This is a genomic window from Fictibacillus halophilus, from assembly GCF_042680145.1.
Lineage (GTDB): Bacteria > Bacillota > Bacilli > Bacillales > Fictibacillaceae > Fictibacillus > Fictibacillus halophilus_A.
The window spans coordinates 1,784,278-1,805,039 of sequence record NZ_JBHTNQ010000001.1 but is presented as its reverse complement, the minus strand read 5'-3'; the positions used below and the strand labels follow the sequence as shown (position 1 = coordinate 1,805,039).

Sequence of the window (20,762 nt, the reverse complement as noted above, 5' to 3'; positions counted from 1 at the left end):
TGAGCGATGTCAAAAGATTTTGATTTGGTCATATTGGGCGGAGGAACAGGCGGCTATGTAGCCGCCATCCGTGCTGCTCAATTAGGTAAAACTGTTGCAGTTGTTGAAAGAGGAAAGCTTGGCGGAACATGCCTGCATAGAGGCTGTATACCGAGTAAAGCATTGTTGAGAAGTGCTGAAGTCTACAAAACAGCTAAAAAAGCTGCTGACTTTGGTGTAGATATAGAAGGATTAGGTCTTAATTTTTCAAAAATGCAAGAACGAAAGCAATCGATTGTCAATCAGCTTCATATGGGCGTCCAAAGCCTTATGAAAAAAGGTAAAATAGAAGTTTTCGAGGGAACAGGACGCATTCTAGGTCCTTCTATCTTTTCTCCAATGCCTGGAACTGTGTCAGTAGAATTTAATGACGGTACAGAGAATGAAATTTTAATCCCGCATAATGTAATCGTTGCCACAGGTTCTAGACCACGTTCTTTACCTGGATTAGAGATTGACGGTAATTATGTTATGTCCAGTGATGAGGCTCTTGAGATGGAAACGCTGCCTGCTTCTATCATTATTGTTGGAGGCGGAGTCATTGGTATCGAATGGGCTTCTATGCTTAATGACCTTGGGGTTGAAGTAACTGTATTAGAATATGCAGACAGAATTGTACCTACCGAGGACGAAGAAATCTCTAAAGAAGCGGCTCGTGTGTTAAAGAAAAAAGGCATTAAACTTGTTACATCTGCAAAAGTACTTCCTGAAACATTAGAAAAAGGAAATGGCGTTATGATCTCTGCTGAACATAAAGGGGAAACGAAACAGTTTTCAGCTGAAAAAATGCTTGTCTCTGTTGGGCGTCAAGCGAATACAGAAGGTATTGGCTTAGAGAACACCACCATTAAAGTTGAAAACGGATACATTCAGACGAATGAGTATTTCCAAACTGCCGAAAGTCATATTTATGCCATTGGCGATGTCATCGGTGGCCTTCAATTGGCACATGTAGCTTCTCACGAAGGAATAACAGCTGTAGAGCACCTATGCAATTTAAAACCGGAACCGATTAATTACGACAATATCTCAAAGTGTATTTACTCGAGTCCAGAAATGGCTAGCGTAGGTCTTACAGAAAAACAAGCTAAAGATCAGGGCTTCAATGTAAAAATTGGAAAGTTTCCATTTAAAGCAATTGGAAAAGCACTAGTATACGGGGAAAGTGACGGTTTTGTAAAAATCGTAGCAGACAAAGATACAGATGATCTTCTCGGGGTACATATGATTGGTCCTCATGTTACAGATATGATCTCTGAAGCAGGGCTGGCGAAAGTACTTGATGCAACACCGTGGGAGATTGCACATACCATCCATCCGCATCCTTCTCTTTCAGAAGTTTTTGGTGAAGCAGGATTAGCAGTTGAAGGAAAAGCAATTCATTTTTAAGGAGGTAAAAACAATGGCAGAAACACGTCATGAACAATTAGGTTTAACGAATGAAGATGTTATCCATATGTTTAAAACAATGCTTTTAGCAAGAAAGATTGATGAGCGCATGTGGTTATTAAACCGCGCTGGTAAAATTCCATTTGTAATCTCATGCCAAGGCCAAGAAGCTGCACAAGTGGGTGCTGCAATGGCGCTTGATAACGAAAAAGACTATGTGTTGCCTTACTATCGTGATATGGGTGTTGTATTGCAATTTGGAATGACTGCAAAAGATCTAATGCTTTCCGGATTTGCAAAAGCAGAAGACCCAAACAGCGGCGGGCGTCAGATGCCAGGTCACTTTGGATCTAAAAAGCTTCGTATTGCTACAGGTTCGTCTCCTGTAACTACACAAGTTCCTCACGCAGTAGGTATTGCATTAGGCGGAAGAATGGAAGGTAAAGATATTGTGACGTTTACTACGTTTGGAGAGGGTTCTTCCAACCAAGGAGATTTTCATGAAGGAGCAAACTTTGCCTCTGTTCATAAATTGCCTGTTATCTTTATGTGCGAAAACAATAAGTATGCGATTTCAGTTCCGATTTCAAAACAATTGGCATGTGTAAACGTTTCTGACCGTGCGATTGGCTATGGTATGCCAGGTGTAACAGTTGACGGAAACGATCCATTGGCTGTTTATGAAGCAGTAAAGGAAGCAGCAGATCGCGGAAGACGAGGAGAAGGTCCTACACTTATTGAAACGGTTGCTTATCGTTTAACGCCTCACTCTTCTGATGACGATGATCGTGCATACAGAACACGTGAAGAAGTAGAAGAAGCAAAAGCAAAAGATCCGATTCATACGTTTGCTGCATACTTGAGAGAGAATGGAATTTTAACAGAAGAGTTAGAGCAACAGATCACTGAAGATATTCAAAAAGAAGTGGATGAAGCAACAGAATACGCAGAAAACGCAAAATACGCTGATGCTGAAAGTGCGCTTCTGCATGTTTACGCAGAGTAAAGGGGGAAAACGAGATGCCGGTAATTTCATATATTGATGCTGTAACGCAAGCGATCCGCGAAGAGATGCAGCGTGATAAAAAAGTTTTCGTTGTAGGAGAAGATGTTGGGGTACGCGGAGGAGTTTTCCGTGCAACTACTGGTTTAATCGAAGAATTTGGTGAGGAAAGAGTAATCGATGCACCGCTTGCAGAATCAGCAATCGCTGGTGTAGGAATTGGTGCAGCTATGTATGGCATGCGTCCGATTGCAGAGATGCAATTTGCTGATTTCATCATGCCGGCTGTAAACCAAATTGTTTCGGAAGCTGCTAAAATTCGTTATCGCTCAAATAACGACTGGTCTTGTCCTATTACGATTCGCGCTCCTTATGGCGGCGGTGTACATGGTGCACTATATCATTCGCAGTCAGTTGAAGCATTGTTTGCTAATGTTCCAGGTTTAAAGATTGTTATGCCTTCAACACCTTATGACGTAAAAGGTCTATTAAAGGCAGCAATTCGCGATGAAGACCCTGTATTATTCTTTGAACATAAGCGTGCATACCGCTTAATTAAAGGGGAAGTTCCAGAAGAAGAATACACTTTGGAGATCGGAAAAGCAGATGTTAAACGTGAAGGTGATGACATTACGGTAATTACATATGGACTTTGTGTTCATTTTGCATTACAGGCTGCTGAAAAGTTAGAAAAAGACGGAATCTCTGCTCATATTCTGGATCTTCGTACTGTGTATCCATTGGATAAAGAAGCAATCATTGAAGCTGCTTCTAAGACGGGTAAAGTCCTTCTTGTTACAGAAGATAACAAAGAAGGAAGCATCATGAGTGAAGTTGCAGCGATTATTGCTGAAAACTGCTTGTTTGAATTAGATGCCCCGATTCAGCGCCTTGCTGGTCCTGATGTTCCAGCAATGCCATATGCACCGACTATGGAAAAACATTTTATGGTGAATCCTGATAAGGTAGAAAAAGCCATGAGAGATCTTGCGGCATTTTAACAAAAAGGAGGGAACTTAAATGGCTACAGAACAAATTACAATGCCTCAACTCGGGGAAAGTGTAACTGAAGGAACGATCAGTAAATGGCTCGTACAACCTGGTGATACAGTAAAGAAATATGATCCTTTAGCTGAAGTGATGACTGATAAAGTAAACGCAGAAGTCCCTTCATCATTTAGCGGAACAATTAAAGAACTTGTTGCTGGAGAAGGAGATACACTTTCTGTAGGGGAACTGATCTGTTATATCGATACAGAAGAAGGAAGCAGTTCCGCTGAACCTGCTCCTGCTAAAAAAGAAGAAAAAACGGCTGATACAGCGCCCGCTCCAGCGAGCAATGCAGCAGCAGCTCCCAAAAAAGATACAGCTGCAAGAGGCCGTTACTCGCCAGCTGTTGTCCGAATGGCGTCTGAGCACGGAATTGACTTGAGCCAAGTTGAAGGAACAGGTCAAAGCGGAAGAATTACAAGAAAAGATCTGCAGCAGATTATCGATTCTGGTCAGATTCCAACTGCAGAAAACAAACCAGCAGCTGCATCTGCTCCAGCAGTTTCTGAAATTAAACAAGAAGCGATTGCTCAATCAAAAGAAACTGCATCAGGCTTAAAACCAATCACTGTTGAATCTATGCCAGGCGATGTAGAAATTCCTGTTACAGGTATCCGTAAAGCGATCGCTCAAAACATGGTACGTTCAAAACACGAAGCTCCGCACGCTTGGACGATGGTTGAAGTAGATGTTACAAATCTTGTGGAATACCGTAATTCTGTAAAAGGTGATTTTAAATCAAAAGAAGGCTATAACATTACTTTCTTGCCATTCTTTATTAAAGCAGTAGTAGAATCGTTAAAAGAATTCCCGCAATTGAATTCTATGTGGGCTGGAGATAAGATCATCCAGAAGAAGGATATTAATATCTCTATCGCTGTAGCTACTGATGATGCACTGTATGTGCCAGTAATCAAGAATGCAGATGAGAAGTCGATCAAGGGAATTGCTCGTGATGTTAAAGAGCTTGCTGATAAAGTAAGAACGAATAAACTTTCAGGGGATGATATGAAAGGCGGCACGTTTACAGTAAACAATACAGGCTCTTTTGGATCTGTTATGTCAACGCCTATCATTAACTACCCGCAGGCGGCAATTCTTTCCGTTGAATCCATTGTGAAGCGTCCCGTAGTAATGAATAATGGGATGATTGCAGTACGTGATATGGTAAATCTTTGCTTGTCACTTGATCACCGTGTACTTGACGGACTTGTTTGCGGCCGTTTCTTGGCACGTGTAAAAGAACGTCTTGAAAACATGACGAAAGAAAACACATCTATTTATTAAAAAATTTTTTAAAAGTGGTTTATGCAGGTTTAAAACGGGGTAGAGTTTAACATCAACACCTCCAAACCCCATAACCCCCTAAGAAAAGTGCCGTAAATGTTACGGCATTTTTCTTTTTTATATTCCTCTTATTGAGTACAATAAGAAGGAAAGGAGCTGACGAAATGAACTTTCAATTCAATTTATTTAATGATGTAGTAGAAACGGCTCGTAAAGAAATGGCTGAAGCTGGCTATACACAGCTTTTTAAGCCGGAGGATGTAGAAGAAGCATTTAGTAAAAAAGGTACAACACTTGTGATGATTAACTCCGTTTGCGGATGTGCAGGAGGAATCGCACGTCCAGCGGCTTCATATTCTGTAAAACAAGATGTTCGTCCAGACCATCTCGTTACCGTTTTTGCTGGTCAGGATAAAGAAGCAACTGAAAAAGCCCGCTCTTACTTTACAGATTATCCTCCTTCTTCGCCTTCATTTGCTCTATTAAAAGATGGAGAGATTCAAATGATGGTTGAACGCCACGAGATTGAGGGACACGAACCAATGGAAGTTGTAAATAAATTAAGAAGCGCTTTTGAAGAGTATTGCAAAAAGGAAGCGTAAAAACGGTGATAAGCTGTCTCTTATAAAAGAGGCAGCTTATTTTTTGCATTTAGAGCTCATAAATCAAGGCGCAGCCGAGGATTTATGAGCGTTCGCAGAGATTTATGAGCGTTCGCAGAGATTTATGAGCGTTCGCAGAGATTTATGAGCGTTCGCAGAGATTTATGAGCGTTCGCAGAGATTTATGAGAAATTAAAAACTATCTTTTAATTAATGTTTTCTTTACAGCCCAGAGGTGTGAATCATGAAAAAGCATTCGTTTCGCTTCACCAAGCTCCATCCACACAAGTTCATGATCATCCTCTATTGGTCGTTTTACAAATTCTCCGAAGTTACCTGCATAAAAATACCCATTATTCATTATGTACTCATTATGTCTTGACTGAAAATATTGTTTTGCATTTCCGATGTAGCGTTCAATATACATATTAAAACCTGTTTCTTCTATGCATTCTCTCATAAGGCATGACTCATGTTCTTCTGATTTTTCCATTCCACCGCCTGGCAGAAAGCCTTTTCCGTTCTGTACCATAATAGCGACTTTCTCTCCCTTAGCATCCAGAATAACAGCATAAACGGCATCTCTTTTTCGATAATCGATCCCCGGAACAACTTCGCCGAAGTCCATTGTGAATCCACCTCTCTTGAATAAAAATACATTCAGAATTATTAAAATACTTAGTTTTGAACATTTATGTGTTAATATTCATTTTAACGAATAAATATAACTACATTGTATAAGGGGATATGCAAAATGAAACGCAATTTCTTAAGCATTTATTTTATCATAATCATCGCTATTCTGGCGGGATGTGGTGCAGTAGAAGAAAAAAGTTCATCTGACACAGGAAGTGATTCTTCCGGAAAAAAATTGATCATGGCTACTTCTGCAGATTATCCGCCATATGAATTTGTTGATACAGCTAAAGGCGGAGATGTTGTAGGGTTTGATATTGATGTAGCTAATCATATTGCAAAAGAGTTAGGTTATGAAATAGAGATTAAGGATATGGACTTTAACGGCCTTATTCCAGCTTTGGACAGCGGAAAAGCAGACTTTGTCATTGCAGGAATGACACCTAATGAAGAGCGTAAAAAAACAGTTGATTTTTCAGATGAATATTATGCAGCACAGCAATTAATCGTAACAAAAGACAAATCAATCAAGTCTATTGAAGATCTTGAAGGTAAAACACTTGGAGTCCAATTAGCTTCCATTCAAGAAAAAGAAGCGGACAAGCTATTAAAAGAACATAAATTCGAAGTAGTACAACGAAACAAAGTAACTGAATTGGTGCAAGAAATGAAATCTAACCGAGTTGATGCAGCTATTATTGAAGATGCTGTAGCGTATGAGTTTTTAAAGAAAAACAAAGAACTTTCATCATTTGCTTTGCCAAATACCGATGCAGCAGGTTCAGCTATCGCATTCCCGAAAGATAGCGAACTGACTAGCGAATTTAACAAAGAGTTAAAGAAGATGAAAGAAGACGGTACTTTGGACAAACTCGTTGAAAAATGGTTCGGAGTAAAAAAATAGAAGAGAAAGAGAGTGATAGGCATGAACTTGGATTTTGCCCAGCTCGTGCCTTCTATTCCTTATATATTGTATGGAATATGGGTTACGTTGCAGTTTGTGGCGGTTTCATTAGTACTTGGTTTCTTATGGGGAACAGTACTTTCCTTATTTAAGATTGGAAAAGTAACTATACTGCGGTGGTTTGCAGATGCTTACACATCAGTATTCAGAGGAACGCCTTTAATTTTACAAATGCTGATCATCTATTATGCAGTCCCGCAGCTGACAGGAATGGATATCGGCGCTTTTACAGCAGGGGTACTCACATTTGCATTAAATTCGGCGGCTTATATCTCAGAAATCATTCGAGCAGGGATTAATGCTGTTGATAAGGGACAAAAAGAAGCGGCAATCGCTTTAGGTGTACCATACCGTTCTATGATGCTGAAAATTATTCTGCCTCAGGCGATGAAAAATATTTTACCTGCACTTATGAATGAATTTATTACACTGACTAAAGAATCTGCGATTGTATCCGTTATTGGTGCGCTCGATATTATGAGACGTGCTCAAATCGTTGGAGCAAGCAACTATCGCTTTTTTGAACCATTGCTTCTTGCAGGATTAATCTACTATCTGCTAATCATGCTGTTAACCTTAGCAGGACGTGTTATGGAGAGGAGGCTCGCCAAAAGTGATTGATGTTAATGGATTAAGAAAAAGCTTCGGACACAATGAAGTTTTAAAAGGCATTTCTACTAAGATCAGCAAGGGTGAAGTGATTGCTGTAATCGGTCCTTCTGGATCTGGGAAGTCAACTTTCCTTCGCTGTTTGAATCTGCTTGAAACACATAATGCCGGTTCAATCAAAATTGATGGAAAAGAGATAGGACAGCTGGAAAATAATCTCCGTAAAAAGATAGGAATGGTATTTCAGCATTTTAACCTCTTTCCTCATCTAACGGTTTTAGAAAATATCACTTTTGCACCTCAGCAAGTTTTGAAAACGAGCAAAAAAGAAGCTGAGAAATATGCACTTGAACTGCTTCAAGCTGTTGGACTTTCCGATAAAGCGAATTCTTACCCATCAAGGCTGTCAGGCGGGCAGAAACAGCGTGTTGCTATCGCCCGAGCCTTAGCCATGAACCCGGATATTATGCTCTTCGATGAACCGACTTCCGCTTTGGATCCTGAGATGGTAAAAGAAGTGCTGCAGGTTATGAAGAACCTTGTAAAAACAGGCATGACAATGGTTATCGTGACGCATGAAATGGGATTTGCCAAAGAAGTAGCAGACCGTGTTCTATTCATGGATGACGGAAGATTGGTAGAAGATGAACAGCCGTCGATATTTTTCGAAAATCCGAAAACAGAGAGAGCTCAAGCTTTCTTAGAAAAAGTGCTATAATAACGAAAGGACTTCAACTCGAGGTCCTTTTTTTATTTTTATAAGTAATTAAATTTTTTAATTGTGGGAAAAGATTAAGAAAGTAGCATGAAAGAAGGCGTCAATTCATGAAATTTACGATTGGATACCGAACTTTAAAAACAGCAGTTGGTGCAGGTCTTGCAATTGCTATTGCAGAATGGCTAAAACTCGACTTTTACACGTCAGCCGGTATATTAACGATTCTTTGTATTAAAATTACGAAAAAACGCTCCGTGATCAGTTCATGGGAGCGGTTTGCGGCATGTCTTTTAGGTATCTTGTTCGCTGCTGGCTTTTTTACTCTAATAGGCTATCATTTTTATGCCTTAACTTTGTTGCTGATTTTATTTATACCAACAATTGTAGCCTTTAATTTGAAAGAAGGCATTATCACTTCTTCAGTAATCATTTTGCATCTATATACACTGCAGAAAATCTCCTGGTCTATTGTTCTAAACGAAGTAAGTATTATAGTCATTGGAATTGGAATGGGTCTTATTATGAATTTATACATGCCTTCAATGGAGAAATCACTTTTAACCATGCAGAAAGAGTTGGAGAACAGATATAAGAAAATTTTTCATGAATTTCATCTTTATCTGGCTCATAACAACCATGAATGGGACGGGAAAGAAATTACAGAATGTGCAGATTTAATCTCTAATGCGAAAAGTCTTGCTTTTCGTGATGTTGAGAATCATTTTTTACGTTATGAAAATCAGTATTATCACTATTTTAAAATGAGAGAGAAACAATTTGAGATCATTCAGCGAATGCTTCCTATCCTATCTTCCATTGATAAAACATATATTCAAGGAGAAAAATTAGGAGAGTTCTTCGAGCGTCTTGGCGCAGCGGTCCATCCAGGCAATACGGCAGCATTATTTTTAGATGAACTTGAAAGAATGCGGCAGGAATTTCGGGAGATGCATCTGCCAAAAGACAGACAGGAATTTGAAACACGGTCTAAATTGTATCAATTGCTTCAAGATATAGAAGATTATTTGCTCATCAAAAAAAGGTTCAAAATAAATGACGGTCCAAATTCATGAGAAACCCTGAAATAACAAATACTAAGTAAAAAAGACAGGGTGGATGCCATGATAAACTTCAAAATTGTTTTCCTTTTGTTTTTATCACCTATGTGGCCATTAGGAAATGCCGAAGACCTCGGTGACCCATATGTAATTGTTAACAAAACAAGCAATAGATTGGCTTTTATAGAAGAAGGAAAAGTAACAGAAGTCTATAAAGTGGCGACAGGTAAATCGAGTGAATTAACACCAGAGGGACAATTTACAATCACAGTAAAGGCTGTAGATCCTTATTATCGCAAAAAAGATATTCCAGGAGGGGACAAATCCAATCCGCTCGGAACACGATGGATTGGGTTTGATGCAAATAACACAGATGGACGTACATTTGGGATTCACGGAAACAATAACCCTTCCTCCATCGGAAGGTTTGTAACGGCCGGCTGCATCAGGATGTATGAAAAAGACGTACAAAAAATTTATAGCAAAATTAAAATAGGTACAAAGATTAAAGTCATTTCAACCGATAAGAGCTTTCAGGAATATATGAAAGAACGCTCGGAATAAAAAAACGAACAAACCCCAGTCACTTGACTGGGGTTTTAATTTGTATTTTGAGTTTTAATAATAGGCTTTTCTCTAAAAGATTGTTGCTTTAGAGGAATTTTTTTGAGATTCTCTTCTTTGACAAGTTGATTGGAGCGCAAGGTGCGTGCCTACTACTTGAGTACTCTTCTCGCAAGGCATGCGACGAGGAAGCCCGCTTCGATAGGATTTCTAGAAGACGCAGGAGCACACATGCTTCCTATTATGTGACACCTCACATGCTTACATACCAAGAGGCTCACCGCACACCCCGCGGAAAGCGAGCATCCTGGAGCGGAAATCAACCCTTCCAAGAGCTGCAAAGTTTGCAAAAACAGCCTAATTATAAGAACAATGCTACTCCCGTCAGCAGACTGCTTAATACAAGAGAAATAATCATAATATATACAATCGTTTTCATCATTTTTTGAGACACAGCAGATTCCCTCCCATAGCTTTTCCTATTCAATTGTATCGTTTTTGCAAATGAGAAACAAGAATTCTATAAACAGACACTTGCAATTTTCGTCGAAAATTTGCGGATTCAAGCAGGAAAAAGCGCTTTCAAAACGAAAGATATTATGTTGAGAATATTTTTCTTTGTTAACAGGAGGCCTCTAATGGATAAACAACAGCGTTTAAAGAACTGGCAAGAAAAAACTGAGCAGTCAATGAATAGATTTCCCGAACGAAAAGAACGGTTTCATACATCATCTGATATTGAAATTAAACGCCTTTATGGTGCTGAGGAAGAAAACTATCCTTTTGATACTTTAGGGCTACCTGGAGAATATCCATATACACGCGGCTCTCAATCTACAATGTATCGAGCTCGTTTTTGGACGATGAGACAATATGCAGGATTCGGTTCCGCAGAAGAGACGAATAAACGATTTCGCTATTTATTAGAGCAAGGTCAGACGGGTCTTTCTGTTGCTTTTGATCTGCCGACCCAGATCGGCTATGACTCAGATCATCCGATGGCACGCGGTGAAGTAGGTAAAGTCGGAGTGGCTATCGACTCATTGGAGGATATGGAAGCTCTATTAAAAGATATACCGCTTGATAAAGTCAGTACTTCCATGACGATCAACGCACCTGCGTCAGTACTGCTCGCCATGTATATAGCAGTTGCCCAAAAGCAAGGAGTAGAGGCAGATAAGCTATCTGGAACCATTCAAAATGACATTTTAAAAGAGTATATTGCCCGCGGGACTTACATATTTCCGCCAAAGCCGTCAATGCGCTTAATTACTGATATTTTTGCCTATTGTCAGTCACATGTACCAAAATGGAACACGATCAGCATATCTGGTTATCATATACGAGAAGCAGGAGCCAATGCGGCTCAGGAGCTGGCATTTACAATCGCTAATGGTCTTGCATATGTCGATGCAGCACTAGAAGCTGGTCTAAAGATTGATGACTTTGCACCGCGTTTAGCATTTTTCTTTAATGCGCATAATCAATTTTTTGAAGAAGCTGCTAAATTCAGAGCAGCACGAAGAATGTGGGCAAAATTAATGAAAGAACGTTATGGAGCGAAAAATCCGAAATCGTGGCAGCTTCGGTTTCATACACAAACAGGTGGCTCCACTCTAACAGCACAGCAGCCCGATAATAATATTGTCAGAGTGACGACACAAGCATTGTCTGCTGTACTTGGAGGAACGCAAAGTCTTCATACAAATTCAAGAGATGAGGCGCTTGCCCTTCCAACAGAAGAATCAGCAAGAATAGCTCTTCGGACACAGCAGATCCTAGCACATGAAACAGGTGTGGCTGATACGGTAGATCCTCTTGCTGGTTCGTATTATGTGGAAAGTCTTACAGATGAACTGGAAAACAAAGCAAACGAGTATCTGAATAAGATTGAGCAGATGGGCGGAGCTGTTTCAGCTGTTGAACAGGGATATATGCAGCGTGAGATTCACCATACTTCCTATGAAACACAGAAAAAAATTGAAAATGGCCAGGAAATTATCGTTGGCATGAACAAATTCACGATTGATAATGAGCCTCAGCCAGAGCTTTTAAGAGTTGATCCTGAATTAGGTGAAAAACAGAAAGAAAAACTTAAAACATTAAAGTCTAATAGAGACCAGGACCGAGTGAGCGCTCAGTTGGAGATGCTGCGATCGGCCGCAAAAGGTCAAGACAACTTAATGCCTGTCATTTTAGAGTGTGTTAAATCCTATTGTACTGTGGGAGAAATATGCGGTGTCCTTCGTGAGGAATTTGGAGAATATACCGGCGTCTAAGAAATAGAAGGAGTGGAGAGAGATGAAAAAAACAATCCGTGTATTAATTGCGAAACCAGGACTGGATGGTCATGATCGAGGTGCCCTCGTAATATCTCAGGCACTTAGAGATTACGGAATGGAAGTTATCTATACAGGCTTAAGACAAACACCAGAACAGATTGCGTCTGCAGCTATACAGGAAGATGTGGATGCTATTGGGTTGTCTTGTCTTTCTGGTGCACATAACGAACTCTTTCCAGAAGTGATGCGTCTTCTTCAAGAGAGAGGAGCAGATGATATCATTGTCGTGGGCGGAGGTGTCATTCCATGGGAAGACATTCCTTTCTTAGAGTCAAAGGGAATTAAAAAAGTATTTACCCCTGGAACACCGACTATAGAAACGGCTAAATTTATTGAGAAAACGGTTTTTGAACGCGATGGGATATCTACTTCTAAAGTTTCCGCAACACCGCCTGAAAGAATCGATCATATTGGCATTGCTGTATCTTCACTAGACGAAACACTGCCTTTTTATGTGAACCAGTTAGGACTTACCCTTGAAGCGATCGAAGAGGTTCCTTCACAAAGAGTAAAGGTGGCTTTTATTAAAATTGGGGAAACACGGCTTGAATTATTAGAAGCAATGTCTGATGACAGCCCGATCGCTCAATTCATTGAGAAGCGGGGTCAGGGAGTACATCATGTCGCTTTAGGAGTTTCAAATATTCAGAGCCGTATAGAGGAATTGAAATCTAATGGCATCAAAATGATTAATGAAGCTCCTGTTATTGGTGCAGGAGGGGCTCAAGTTGCATTTATGCATCCTTCTTCTTCCCATAAAGTGCTGTTCGAACTTTGTGAAAAGAGTAAAAAGGAGGAAGCTTAAAAATGGACATCTATGAAAAGATAAATGAACTTTACGAAAAGAAGACTGAGATTGAACTAGGTGGCGGAGATGACCGCATTGATAAGCAGCATGAGCGGGGAAAACTGACAGCACGTGAACGAATCGATCTTTTATTGGATGAAGATACCTTTGTTGAACTTAACCCTTTTATGGAACACCGCACTCATGACTTCGGGCTTTCCGGTATGAAAGCACCTGGCGAAGGGGTTGTAACAGGGTATGGAAAAATACATGGCCGTCCTGTTTACTTATTCGCACAGGATTTCACTGTGTTTGGCGGTGCGCTAGGTGAGATGCATGCCAAAAAAATAGCTGCCGTAATGGACCTTGCAGCTAAGAACGGTACTCCTTTTATCGGTCTTAATGATTCGGGCGGTGCACGAATACAGGAAGGTGTTATGTCACTTGATGGCTATGGGCATATCTTTTATAGAAATAGCATCTACTCAGGAGTAATTCCGCAGATTTCCGTTATTATGGGACCTTGTGCAGGGGGCGCAGTATATTCTCCGGCGATCACCGATTTTGTTTTCATGGTTGAAAAGACAAGTCAGATGTTTATCACCGGCCCAAAGGTAATTGAAACGGTAACAGGAGAGAAAATCTCTTCTGAAGATTTGGGCGGTGCTGAAGTCCATGGATCTAAAAGCGGGAACGCGCACTTTACTGCACCATCTGAAGCTGAAGTACTAGAAGATGTTAGAAGATTAATTTCATATCTTCCGCAGAATAATAGAGAGAAGACGCCTGTATTGCCTTGGGGCGATGAAAAAGATTACCGTCCTGATCTTACTGAGATCATTCCATTTGATTCAACAAGACCTTATGATGTCAGAACTGTCATAAATGAAGTTGTAGATAAAGATTCTTTTATGGAAGTGCATTCTCAATTCGCAAGGAATATAGTTGTAGGTTTTGCAAGAATCAAGGGTGAAGTGATAGGATTAGTATGTAATCAGCCAAAAGTCATGGCTGGAGGACTTGATATTGATTCATCTGATAAAGCATCCCGTTTTATACGGTTATGCGATTCATTTAACATTCCGATCATCACATTTGAAGATGTGACCGGATTTTTCCCTGGAGTTAAACAAGAACACGGTGGAATTATACGGCACGGAGCAAAAATTTTATACGCGTATTCTGAAGCTACTGTACCTAAGATCACGATTATTCTTCGTAAAGCATATGGCGGAGCATATGTTGCACTCAATAGTAAATCTATCGGTGCAGATTTAGTTTTCGCTTGGCCGAACGCTGAGATTGCAGTAATGGGACCTCAGGGAGCTGCTAATATTATCTTCGCTAGAGAAATAGAAAACAGTGAAGACCCTGAGAAAACGAGAGCAGCAAAAATTGAAGAGTACCGCACGAAGTTTGCTAATCCTTATATTGCAGCTGCAAATGGGATGGTTGATGATGTAATTGATCCAAGAGAAACAAGAATCAAGTGTATTCAGGCGTTGGACATGCTGCGCAACAAGAAAGAAGACAGACCTTACAAAAAGCATGGAAATATACCACTATAAGAAACGAGGGAATACATATGGTAAACGCGGATCGTTTATTAAACGAGTTTTTAGAGCTTGTTCAAATAGATTCTGAAACAAGATATGAAAAAGAAATTTCAATCGTACTTAAGAAGAAATTTGAAGAGCTTGGGGTTGAAGTATATGAAGATGATGCTGAATCTAAAACAGATCATGCAGCAGGAAATTTAATCTGTACTTTAAAAGGCAACAAAGAGGGAGTGGATACAATTTATTTCACTTCTCATATGGATACCGTAACTCCAGGTAAAGGAATCAAGCCTTCTATTAAAGACGGCTATGTTGTAACAGATGGTACAACAATCCTTGGCGCAGATGATAAAGCGGGTCTGGCTGCTATGTTTGAAGCGATTAAAGTTCTAAAAGAAAAAAATATCTCTCATGGCGATATTCAGTTCATCATCACAGTTGGTGAGGAATCCGGCTTAGTAGGGGCAAAAGCAATGGACGCTTCCAAAATCACAGCAAAATACGGGTTTGCACTAGATAGTGACGGACCTGTTGGCGATATTATTGTAGCCGCTCCTACACAGGCAAAAGTACGAGCAACGATCTACGGTAAATCTGCACATGCTGGTGTTGCGCCTGAAAAAGGTGTCTCAGCTATAACAATTGCGGCAAAAGCGATTTCACGCATGCCCCTTGGCAGAATTGATGAGGAAACAACAGCAAACATCGGCCACTTCCATGGCGGAGGTCATGGTGAACAAACAAATATCGTTTGCGACACTGTATTTGTTTTAGCTGAAGCGCGTTCTTTGATTCATGAAAAGATGGAAGCACAAACTCAAAAGATGAAAGAAGCCTATGAATCTGCTGCGGCAGAATTGGGTGGACGTGCTGAAGTTAAGGTTGAAGTGATGTACCCTGGGTTTAAGTTTAGTGATGGAGACCATGTTGTTAAAATTGCTAAAAAAGCAGCTGAAAAAATCGGACGTCCACACAGACTTCTTCATAGCGGCGGCGGAAGTGATGCAAACATAATCGCCGGTCACGGGATCCCTACAGTAAACCTTGCTGTTGGTTATGAGGAAATTCATACTACAAATGAAAGAATGCCTCTTGAAGAACTGACAAAAACTGCAGAAATGGTACTTGCAGTAATTGAAGTTGCTTCTGGAAATTAAATGAAATGACGAAACTTGGCGAATTTTCGCCAAGTTTTTGTTTTTATATAGGTCAGGATGCCTGTTTTTGTCATAAAAATTAACAAATTGATCTTTTAAAGTTGACAGTCTATTTAAGCATTATGTAAGATGTTTTTATCATGTAAAAGAAAATATTGGTAATTATTTAAAATCTTATTTCGGGGGAGGAAATGGGATGAGTCAGTTATCGGACATGCATATGATGGTTAATTATATGCGTGGTGTGTATAAAGTCCTGGAAGAGGACTGGCAGAAATCCGCAAAAGCAATCGGATTAACACAAGCAGAACAGCATATTTTATGGATTGTTTCTCTTGAAGAGGATATTACAATCTCTAAGATCGCCTATTATGGATTATGGGATGTTTCTACTGTAATGCAGGTGATTAAACGGTTAAAAGACAAAGGTCTCGTCACACTAGAGAAAAAGAATGATGACCGCCGTATCTCTTATGTTTATTTAACTGAAAAAGGTGTTGAAAAACATAAAGAATCAACAAGCTTCAACTGCCAAATATATGGTTTCCTGCAAAAGTGGCTCGAAGATGGAGACAAACGAGAGTTTTATCGGGATCTTATTCAATTACATAAGGATTTAAATAAGCATTTTCATGGCGAAGAATTTGTTGATTGGGTTGAGGATACTGGAAAGAGACTGCATGAGGCAAGGTAGATACCTTGTCTTTTTCTTTTGTTTTTAAAGCTCATTCGCTAACATATACTAATAAACATAGTTTCGAAAAAAGGAGTTTTCATGTTGTATCAATCCCCCACGCCAAAAAGAAGAATCATTTTTCATGTTGACATGAACAGCTTCTATGCATCTGTTGAAATGGCAGAAAATCCAGATCTGCGTGGAAAACCGCTTGCTGTGGCAGGTAATGTGGAGGAACGTAAAGGGATTATCGTAACCTGCAGCTATGAAGCAAGAGAAAAAGGAGTCAAGACGACAATGCCGCTTTGGCAGGCTAAAAAGCTATGTCCAAACCTGATTGTTGTTCCGCCTGACTTTGAAACGTATAAAAGTTATTCCTCGAGAATGTTTCAGCTTCTGCAAGAATATACAGAATGGGTTGAACCTGTTTCAATTGATGAAGGCTATATGGATGTGACTGAATGCAAACAGCCGTTAGAGGCAGCTGAAGAAATTCAGAACAGGCTTTTGAATGAGTTGAATCTACCTTGCTCGATTGGTATCGGACCTAATAAATTTCTGGCTAAAATGGCTTCCGATATGAAAAAGCCGCTAGGGATCACCGTTCTAAGAAAAAGAGATCTTGCTAAAAAACTATGGCCGTTACAAGTAGGAGATCTGCATGGCATCGGAAAGAAAACAGAAGAAAAACTAAATAAGTACGGAATTATTACTGTTAAAGACTTAGCAGAAGCGGCAGATTATGAACTTAAACAGCGTTTTGGCATCAATGGACTTAAAATGAAGGAAAGAGCCAACGGCATTGATCCGCGGCCCGTCGATCCAAGTTCTGCAAGTGATTATCGTTCAATCGGAAGTTCCACAACATTAAGTGAGGATATTATAAGCACAGGTGAAGCAGAACCGGTTTTTAAAAGACTCGCCGAAAAAGTAATGACGCGTCTAAAGACAAAAGGATATGTAGCATTAACTATTGCCATCACAATTAGATACAGTGACAGGAAAACAATTACACGCAGTAAGATGCTTCTAAATGCAACTCAAGATCAACATGAAATTTCAAAAACTGCCTTACATTTGTTTAAGCAGCACTGGAACAGAGAACCGGTAAGACTATTAGGAATAACTGCAACAGAGGTTGTGGAAAGAGAGAATGCTACTTATCAGCTCGATCTATTCTCAGTTGAAAAAAATGAAAAAGAAGCTTTACTGCATGACGTGCTATCATCTATCGAAAGAAAACATGGTGAAGGAATAATAAAAAGGGGAAAAAATAAATAGGAGCTGGAAATTTTAATGACTCTTAATAGCAGCGTGAAAAGAACATTCATTTTAATTACAGTTTTTATGGTTTTCTTTATGATGTTCGCCTATCTGTATCACAAGCCCTTTATAGAAGCCGTGGATGTGTGGTCGATGAAGAATGTATCGGACTTGCATCAGTCACGATTAAACTCATTCTTTATATTTATTACTGATGCAGCTTCTCGGCCGTACCAATATGGAGTCTTGATTTTCTTTTCAGTAATTTGGCTATTAGCTGAAAGGAAATGGAGAGAGCCGCTAGTTTTGTCGATATGTTTGATCGGGGTGAGATACGGAAACCATTGGTTTAAGATATCGTTTGAGAGGATCAGACCCGAATTTGACCGTGTAATTGAAATAACAGGCTATAGCTTCCCGAGCGGCCATGCGATGATCTCTATTGCTTTTTTTGGAATGCTATCATACTTACTTGTTCACAATTATTCATTTCTGCAACCCTATAAAAAAATAATTTATATCATTACGGGTTTATTTATTTTTATGGTGGGTTTCAGCCGTGTTTATTTAGGTGTACACTATCCAACCGATGTGTTTGGAGGTTATCTTGCAGGCGGAGCGTGGCTGCTTGTATGTGTTTTGCTTTATAAATGGTTAAAGATGAGATGGAGCGGCTGAAAGTTGAAGAGTTTGATGCTGCAGCATATTGAGATTTGTCGACTCGTGGTTTTTTAGTGATTTTCGTGGAATTTTGTTTGCCTTTCGTGGGATTATTTAAATTAACGTGGGATTAATGAAATTCTGGTCTTCTCACACATAAAAACTGGCATCTCAACCTGCTAACTCGGTGTGGATGCCAGTTTTCTTATCTTCTTACACTCATTTACCAGCCGCGCTCATACTGTTTCGGGCTCTGGATGTCGATTCCTAGATCTTCGGCTGCTGATCGAGGCCAATAAGGATCTCTTAAAAACTCACGGCCGATAAAGATTAAGTCTGCTCTCTGGTTTTGCAGAATCTCTTCTGCTTGGCGTCCTGTTGTAATTAATCCAACAGCAGCTGTAGCAATATCCGCAGAGTTCCTAATCTTTTCTGCAAAAGGTACTTGATAGCCGGGGTATACATTAATTTTAGCTGGAACAACTGCGCCGGAGCTGCAGTCGATCAAATCAATTCCATCCTCTTTCATCCATGAAGCATAGGTTACATAATCTTCTGGGGAGTTTCCTTCAGGATGATAATCATTCGCTGAGATCCTTACAAATAGCGGTCCGTCCCATTCAAGTCTCATCGCAGCAATGATTTCCTGCAGGAAACGGTATCTTTTTTGCTGATTCCCGCCATAAGAATCTGTTCTTCTATTAGATAACGGAGACAGGAATTCGTTAATCAAATATCCGTGAGCTCCGTGGATCTCTATGACATCAAATCCTGCAGTCTTAGCTCTTTTTGCTGCAGCTCTAAATTGATTTACAGTTTCTTCAATTTGCTCCAGAGTCATTTCTTCCGGAGTTTTCATTTTATCCGAAAACGCAATAGCTGAAGGGGCGATAATCGGTCCGTCAATCATTGCTTTACGGCCAGCATGCGCAATTTGAATGGCAGCTTTAGAGCCATTTTCGTGAATGGACTTTACAAGAGAAGACAGCCCTTCAATATGACTGTCATCCCAGATACCGAGGTCTTCTGGACTGATTCTCCCTTGAGGACTTACAGCTGCTGCTTCAGTCATGATTAGACCGGTCTGTCCAACTGCTCTGGACGTGTAATGAGTCATATGCCATGGTGTTACCATTCCATCTTGTTCGTAGCATGAATACATGCACATAGGTGACATAACGATACGGTTTTTTAAAGTGACACCCCGGATCGAATAGGGTTCAAATAATAACGGTTGAATAATAAACATCTCCTTTATCTGCTAAAAAGAAACTTTAGTTTCATTCATTGTAAAACGAATTACCACCATTTTTGAAGAAATCTGCCTTTTGGAGCTGGTCCATCACCATTCCGTACATTTCTTGCGATTATTGGATAATCGGTAATAATCGCTTCGATCCCCCATTCAAACAGGTATGCCATCCACTTTTGGCTGTTTACCGTATAAGGACGTATCGGTATATTATGTCGTTTAAATCCCTCCAAAATGTATGGATGAAGTGACTTGTAATTTGGATGAGCGGATTGTGAACATACCGCTCTTACATACTCCCAAGGTTCAAAAATACCTGAAGAATAAAGCGGTGCTGTTTCTATGTACGGGTTCATCTTCCTGATTTTCACCAGGCTGTAATGATTAAACGAGGAAATGACCGTCCGTTTCTCCATTCCATATTGGTGCAGGAGCTGCAATGTCTTATCTTCAAGACCGCTGTATTCTATCACATTATTTTTTAACTCTATATTAAGAAGGATAGGCAGGGGAGCGATCCACTCTAAAAACATTTGCAGTGATGGAACATGTTCACTGCCAAACTTCTTTGAAAACCAGCTTCCCGCATCAATCTTTGTAAGTTCTTCATATGTAAAATCTGCAACATTGCCTTTTGTATTGGTAGTCCGATCGAGTTTTTCATCATGAATAATAACAGGAACACCGTCTTTTGAGAGCTGTACATCGAGCTCGATGCCATCTGCGCCGTCTTTAAAAGCTTTTTTAAATGCTGCCATCGTGTTCTCAGGACAATCTTTGCTTGAGCCTCTATGGGCAAAAATATAAGTCATTTAAATGAGCACCTTCCTCGACAGTTCATTTTAGTTATAGATAGTATAGGCGAAAATAATTGGCAAGGGAAATAAAATAAACCCCTCCTGTCGCAAGGAGGGGGGATGGTTATTTTCGGCGTTTTGACCGTTTTTTTGTTTCTTCTCTTTTATGTTCTTCAACGTTGGCACCTTTTTCAGTAAGCCAGCGGATAAAAACTAGCTCTTTTTCTGTAAGAGATCGTTTCGTGAACTTTTCAAACTGAATGCGCAATTCAAGGTATCTTTGGGAAATTTCCGTTTCTACCACATAAATCCCTCCCTAAATCTAGCTCTTCTTTAAATGATAAGAGTGA

22 protein-coding genes are annotated in these 20,762 nt (G+C 39.9%); 17 read left to right on the top strand and 5 right to left on the bottom strand.

Annotated elements, in window-relative coordinates:
* Window positions 1-6: 6 nt before the first annotated feature.
* The 5 genes from lpdA (at window position 7) to ACFQ4X_RS09310 (ending at window position 5,370) form a co-directional block, all read left to right on the top strand.
* Window positions 7-1,428, top strand: coding sequence for a dihydrolipoyl dehydrogenase (gene lpdA / locus ACFQ4X_RS09330; RefSeq protein WP_379834638.1), 1,422 nt, complete (start codon window positions 7-9; stop codon window positions 1,426-1,428).
* A 13-nt stretch (window positions 1,429-1,441) separates the two neighbouring features.
* Window positions 1,442-2,434 carry a thiamine pyrophosphate-dependent dehydrogenase E1 component subunit alpha gene (locus ACFQ4X_RS09325; RefSeq protein WP_379834637.1) on the top strand — a complete coding sequence of 331 codons (993 nt, stop codon included), beginning with the start codon at window positions 1,442-1,444 and terminating at the stop codon, window positions 2,432-2,434.
* Window positions 2,435-2,448: 14 nt separating this feature from the next.
* On the top strand, window positions 2,449-3,432 hold the full coding sequence (locus ACFQ4X_RS09320; protein WP_066290759.1) for an alpha-ketoacid dehydrogenase subunit beta: 984 nt from the start codon (window positions 2,449-2,451) through the stop codon (window positions 3,430-3,432).
* Between the two features lie 19 nt (window positions 3,433-3,451).
* On the top strand, window positions 3,452-4,768 hold the full coding sequence (locus tag ACFQ4X_RS09315; RefSeq protein WP_379834635.1) for a dihydrolipoamide acetyltransferase family protein: 1,317 nt from the start codon (window positions 3,452-3,454) through the stop codon (window positions 4,766-4,768).
* A gap of 164 nt (window positions 4,769-4,932) precedes the next feature.
* The gene (locus ACFQ4X_RS09310) at window positions 4,933-5,370 is read left to right on the top strand and encodes a BrxA/BrxB family bacilliredoxin (protein ID WP_379834633.1); all 438 of its coding nucleotides are present in this window, start codon (window positions 4,933-4,935) and stop codon (window positions 5,368-5,370) included.
* A 199-nt stretch (window positions 5,371-5,569) separates the two neighbouring features.
* Here the strand turns inward: ACFQ4X_RS09310 and ACFQ4X_RS09305 are convergent, their stop codons facing one another.
* Window positions 5,570-5,998 carry an NUDIX hydrolase gene (locus ACFQ4X_RS09305; RefSeq protein WP_379834631.1) on the bottom strand — a complete coding sequence of 143 codons (429 nt, stop codon included), beginning with the start codon at window positions 5,996-5,998 and terminating at the stop codon, window positions 5,570-5,572.
* A 126-nt stretch (window positions 5,999-6,124) separates the two neighbouring features.
* Here ACFQ4X_RS09305 and ACFQ4X_RS09300 point away from each other — a divergent pair, with 126 nt between their 5' ends.
* The 5 genes from ACFQ4X_RS09300 to ACFQ4X_RS09280 all read left to right on the top strand — a co-directional run bounded on the left by ACFQ4X_RS09300 (window position 6,125) and on the right by ACFQ4X_RS09280 (window position 9,919).
* Window positions 6,125-6,910, top strand: a complete 786-nt coding sequence (locus ACFQ4X_RS09300) for a transporter substrate-binding domain-containing protein (protein WP_379834629.1) — start codon at window positions 6,125-6,127, stop codon at window positions 6,908-6,910.
* A gap of 21 nt (window positions 6,911-6,931) precedes the next feature.
* A complete protein-coding gene (locus ACFQ4X_RS09295; RefSeq protein WP_379834628.1) occupies window positions 6,932-7,591 on the top strand; it encodes an amino acid ABC transporter permease in 660 nt (219 codons plus the stop codon).
* Window positions 7,584-8,297: an amino acid ABC transporter ATP-binding protein gene (locus ACFQ4X_RS09290; protein ID WP_379834626.1), complete on the top strand. Its 714-nt coding sequence runs from the start codon at window positions 7,584-7,586 to the stop codon at window positions 8,295-8,297. The genes ACFQ4X_RS09295 and ACFQ4X_RS09290 overlap by 8 nt, the downstream gene beginning before the upstream one ends.
* Before the next feature lie 107 nt (window positions 8,298-8,404).
* A complete protein-coding gene (locus ACFQ4X_RS09285; protein ID WP_379834624.1) occupies window positions 8,405-9,370 on the top strand; it encodes an aromatic acid exporter family protein in 966 nt (321 codons plus the stop codon).
* A gap of 48 nt (window positions 9,371-9,418) precedes the next feature.
* Complete coding sequence (locus ACFQ4X_RS09280; RefSeq protein ID WP_379834623.1) at window positions 9,419-9,919, top strand: L,D-transpeptidase; 501 nt, start codon at window positions 9,419-9,421, stop codon at window positions 9,917-9,919.
* A 361-nt stretch (window positions 9,920-10,280) separates the two neighbouring features.
* Here the strand turns inward: ACFQ4X_RS09280 and prli42 are convergent, their stop codons facing one another.
* A complete protein-coding gene (prli42, locus tag ACFQ4X_RS09275; protein WP_251320750.1) occupies window positions 10,281-10,373 on the bottom strand; it encodes a stressosome-associated protein Prli42 in 93 nt (30 codons plus the stop codon).
* Between the two features lie 184 nt (window positions 10,374-10,557).
* Between prli42 and ACFQ4X_RS09270 the strand changes: the two genes are divergently transcribed.
* From ACFQ4X_RS09270 to ACFQ4X_RS09240, 7 genes are all read left to right on the top strand, one after another.
* Window positions 10,558-12,198 (top strand): acyl-CoA mutase large subunit family protein, encoded by a 1,641-nt coding sequence (locus ACFQ4X_RS09270; RefSeq protein ID WP_379834621.1) that lies wholly within the window; start codon window positions 10,558-10,560, stop codon window positions 12,196-12,198.
* A gap of 22 nt (window positions 12,199-12,220) precedes the next feature.
* The gene (mce, locus tag ACFQ4X_RS09265; RefSeq protein WP_379834619.1) at window positions 12,221-13,066 is read left to right on the top strand and encodes a methylmalonyl-CoA epimerase; all 846 of its coding nucleotides are present in this window, start codon (window positions 12,221-12,223) and stop codon (window positions 13,064-13,066) included.
* Window positions 13,067-13,068: 2 nt separating this feature from the next.
* A complete protein-coding gene (locus ACFQ4X_RS09260; RefSeq protein ID WP_379834617.1) occupies window positions 13,069-14,616 on the top strand; it encodes an acyl-CoA carboxylase subunit beta in 1,548 nt (515 codons plus the stop codon).
* Window positions 14,617-14,633: 17 nt separating this feature from the next.
* Entirely contained in the window at window positions 14,634-15,764 is a 1,131-nt protein-coding gene (locus ACFQ4X_RS09255; RefSeq protein ID WP_379834615.1) for a M20/M25/M40 family metallo-hydrolase, read from the top strand.
* Between the two features lie 196 nt (window positions 15,765-15,960).
* Window positions 15,961-16,458, top strand: a complete 498-nt coding sequence (locus tag ACFQ4X_RS09250; protein WP_379834614.1) for a MarR family transcriptional regulator — start codon at window positions 15,961-15,963, stop codon at window positions 16,456-16,458.
* 81 nt (window positions 16,459-16,539) lie between these two features.
* Window positions 16,540-17,721 carry a DNA polymerase IV gene (locus tag ACFQ4X_RS09245; RefSeq protein ID WP_379834612.1) on the top strand — a complete coding sequence of 394 codons (1,182 nt, stop codon included), beginning with the start codon at window positions 16,540-16,542 and terminating at the stop codon, window positions 17,719-17,721.
* 135 nt (window positions 17,722-17,856) lie between these two features.
* Window positions 17,857-18,381 carry a phosphatase PAP2 family protein gene (locus ACFQ4X_RS09240; protein WP_379834610.1) on the top strand — a complete coding sequence of 175 codons (525 nt, stop codon included), beginning with the start codon at window positions 17,857-17,859 and terminating at the stop codon, window positions 18,379-18,381.
* Between the two features lie 205 nt (window positions 18,382-18,586).
* On the opposite strand, the gene namA is transcribed toward ACFQ4X_RS09240, so the two are convergent.
* The 3 genes from namA to ACFQ4X_RS09225 all read right to left on the bottom strand — a co-directional run bounded on the left by namA (window position 18,587) and on the right by ACFQ4X_RS09225 (window position 20,716).
* A complete protein-coding gene (namA, locus tag ACFQ4X_RS09235; RefSeq protein WP_379834609.1) occupies window positions 18,587-19,612 on the bottom strand; it encodes an NADPH dehydrogenase NamA in 1,026 nt (341 codons plus the stop codon).
* A 50-nt stretch (window positions 19,613-19,662) separates the two neighbouring features.
* Window positions 19,663-20,427 carry a glycerophosphodiester phosphodiesterase gene (locus tag ACFQ4X_RS09230; RefSeq protein ID WP_379834607.1) on the bottom strand — a complete coding sequence of 255 codons (765 nt, stop codon included), beginning with the start codon at window positions 20,425-20,427 and terminating at the stop codon, window positions 19,663-19,665.
* A gap of 109 nt (window positions 20,428-20,536) precedes the next feature.
* Entirely contained in the window at window positions 20,537-20,716 is a 180-nt protein-coding gene (locus ACFQ4X_RS09225) for a hypothetical protein (protein ID WP_379834606.1), read from the bottom strand.
* Window positions 20,717-20,762 lie beyond the last annotated feature (46 nt).

What these genes read in the sequence shown, in the direction of transcription:
- lpdA (WP_379834638.1), top strand. Translation starts at nt 7, where the DNA reads ATGTCAAAAGATTTTGATTTGGTCATATTGGGCGGAGGAACAGGCGGC.
- ACFQ4X_RS09325 (WP_379834637.1), top strand. Translation starts at nt 1,442, where the DNA reads ATGGCAGAAACACGTCATGAACAATTAGGTTTAACGAATGAAGATGTT.
- ACFQ4X_RS09320 (WP_066290759.1), top strand. Translation starts at nt 2,449, where the DNA reads ATGCCGGTAATTTCATATATTGATGCTGTAACGCAAGCGATCCGCGAA.
- ACFQ4X_RS09315 (WP_379834635.1), top strand. Translation starts at nt 3,452, where the DNA reads ATGGCTACAGAACAAATTACAATGCCTCAACTCGGGGAAAGTGTAACT.
- ACFQ4X_RS09310 (WP_379834633.1), top strand. Translation starts at nt 4,933, where the DNA reads ATGAACTTTCAATTCAATTTATTTAATGATGTAGTAGAAACGGCTCGT.
- ACFQ4X_RS09305 (WP_379834631.1), bottom strand. Translation starts at nt 5,998, where the DNA reads ATGGACTTCGGCGAAGTTGTTCCGGGGATCGATTATCGAAAAAGAGAT.
- ACFQ4X_RS09300 (WP_379834629.1), top strand. Translation starts at nt 6,125, where the DNA reads ATGAAACGCAATTTCTTAAGCATTTATTTTATCATAATCATCGCTATT.
- ACFQ4X_RS09295 (WP_379834628.1), top strand. Translation starts at nt 6,932, where the DNA reads ATGAACTTGGATTTTGCCCAGCTCGTGCCTTCTATTCCTTATATATTG.
- ACFQ4X_RS09285 (WP_379834624.1), top strand. Translation starts at nt 8,405, where the DNA reads ATGAAATTTACGATTGGATACCGAACTTTAAAAACAGCAGTTGGTGCA.
- ACFQ4X_RS09280 (WP_379834623.1), top strand. Translation starts at nt 9,419, where the DNA reads ATGATAAACTTCAAAATTGTTTTCCTTTTGTTTTTATCACCTATGTGG.
- ACFQ4X_RS09270 (WP_379834621.1), top strand. Translation starts at nt 10,558, where the DNA reads ATGGATAAACAACAGCGTTTAAAGAACTGGCAAGAAAAAACTGAGCAG.
- mce (WP_379834619.1), top strand. Translation starts at nt 12,221, where the DNA reads ATGAAAAAAACAATCCGTGTATTAATTGCGAAACCAGGACTGGATGGT.
- ACFQ4X_RS09260 (WP_379834617.1), top strand. Translation starts at nt 13,069, where the DNA reads ATGGACATCTATGAAAAGATAAATGAACTTTACGAAAAGAAGACTGAG.
- ACFQ4X_RS09255 (WP_379834615.1), top strand. Translation starts at nt 14,634, where the DNA reads ATGGTAAACGCGGATCGTTTATTAAACGAGTTTTTAGAGCTTGTTCAA.
- ACFQ4X_RS09250 (WP_379834614.1), top strand. Translation starts at nt 15,961, where the DNA reads ATGAGTCAGTTATCGGACATGCATATGATGGTTAATTATATGCGTGGT.
- ACFQ4X_RS09245 (WP_379834612.1), top strand. Translation starts at nt 16,540, where the DNA reads ATGTTGTATCAATCCCCCACGCCAAAAAGAAGAATCATTTTTCATGTT.
- ACFQ4X_RS09240 (WP_379834610.1), top strand. Translation starts at nt 17,857, where the DNA reads ATGAAGAATGTATCGGACTTGCATCAGTCACGATTAAACTCATTCTTT.
- namA (WP_379834609.1), bottom strand. Translation starts at nt 19,612, where the DNA reads ATGTTTATTATTCAACCGTTATTATTTGAACCCTATTCGATCCGGGGT.
- ACFQ4X_RS09230 (WP_379834607.1), bottom strand. Translation starts at nt 20,427, where the DNA reads ATGACTTATATTTTTGCCCATAGAGGCTCAAGCAAAGATTGTCCTGAG.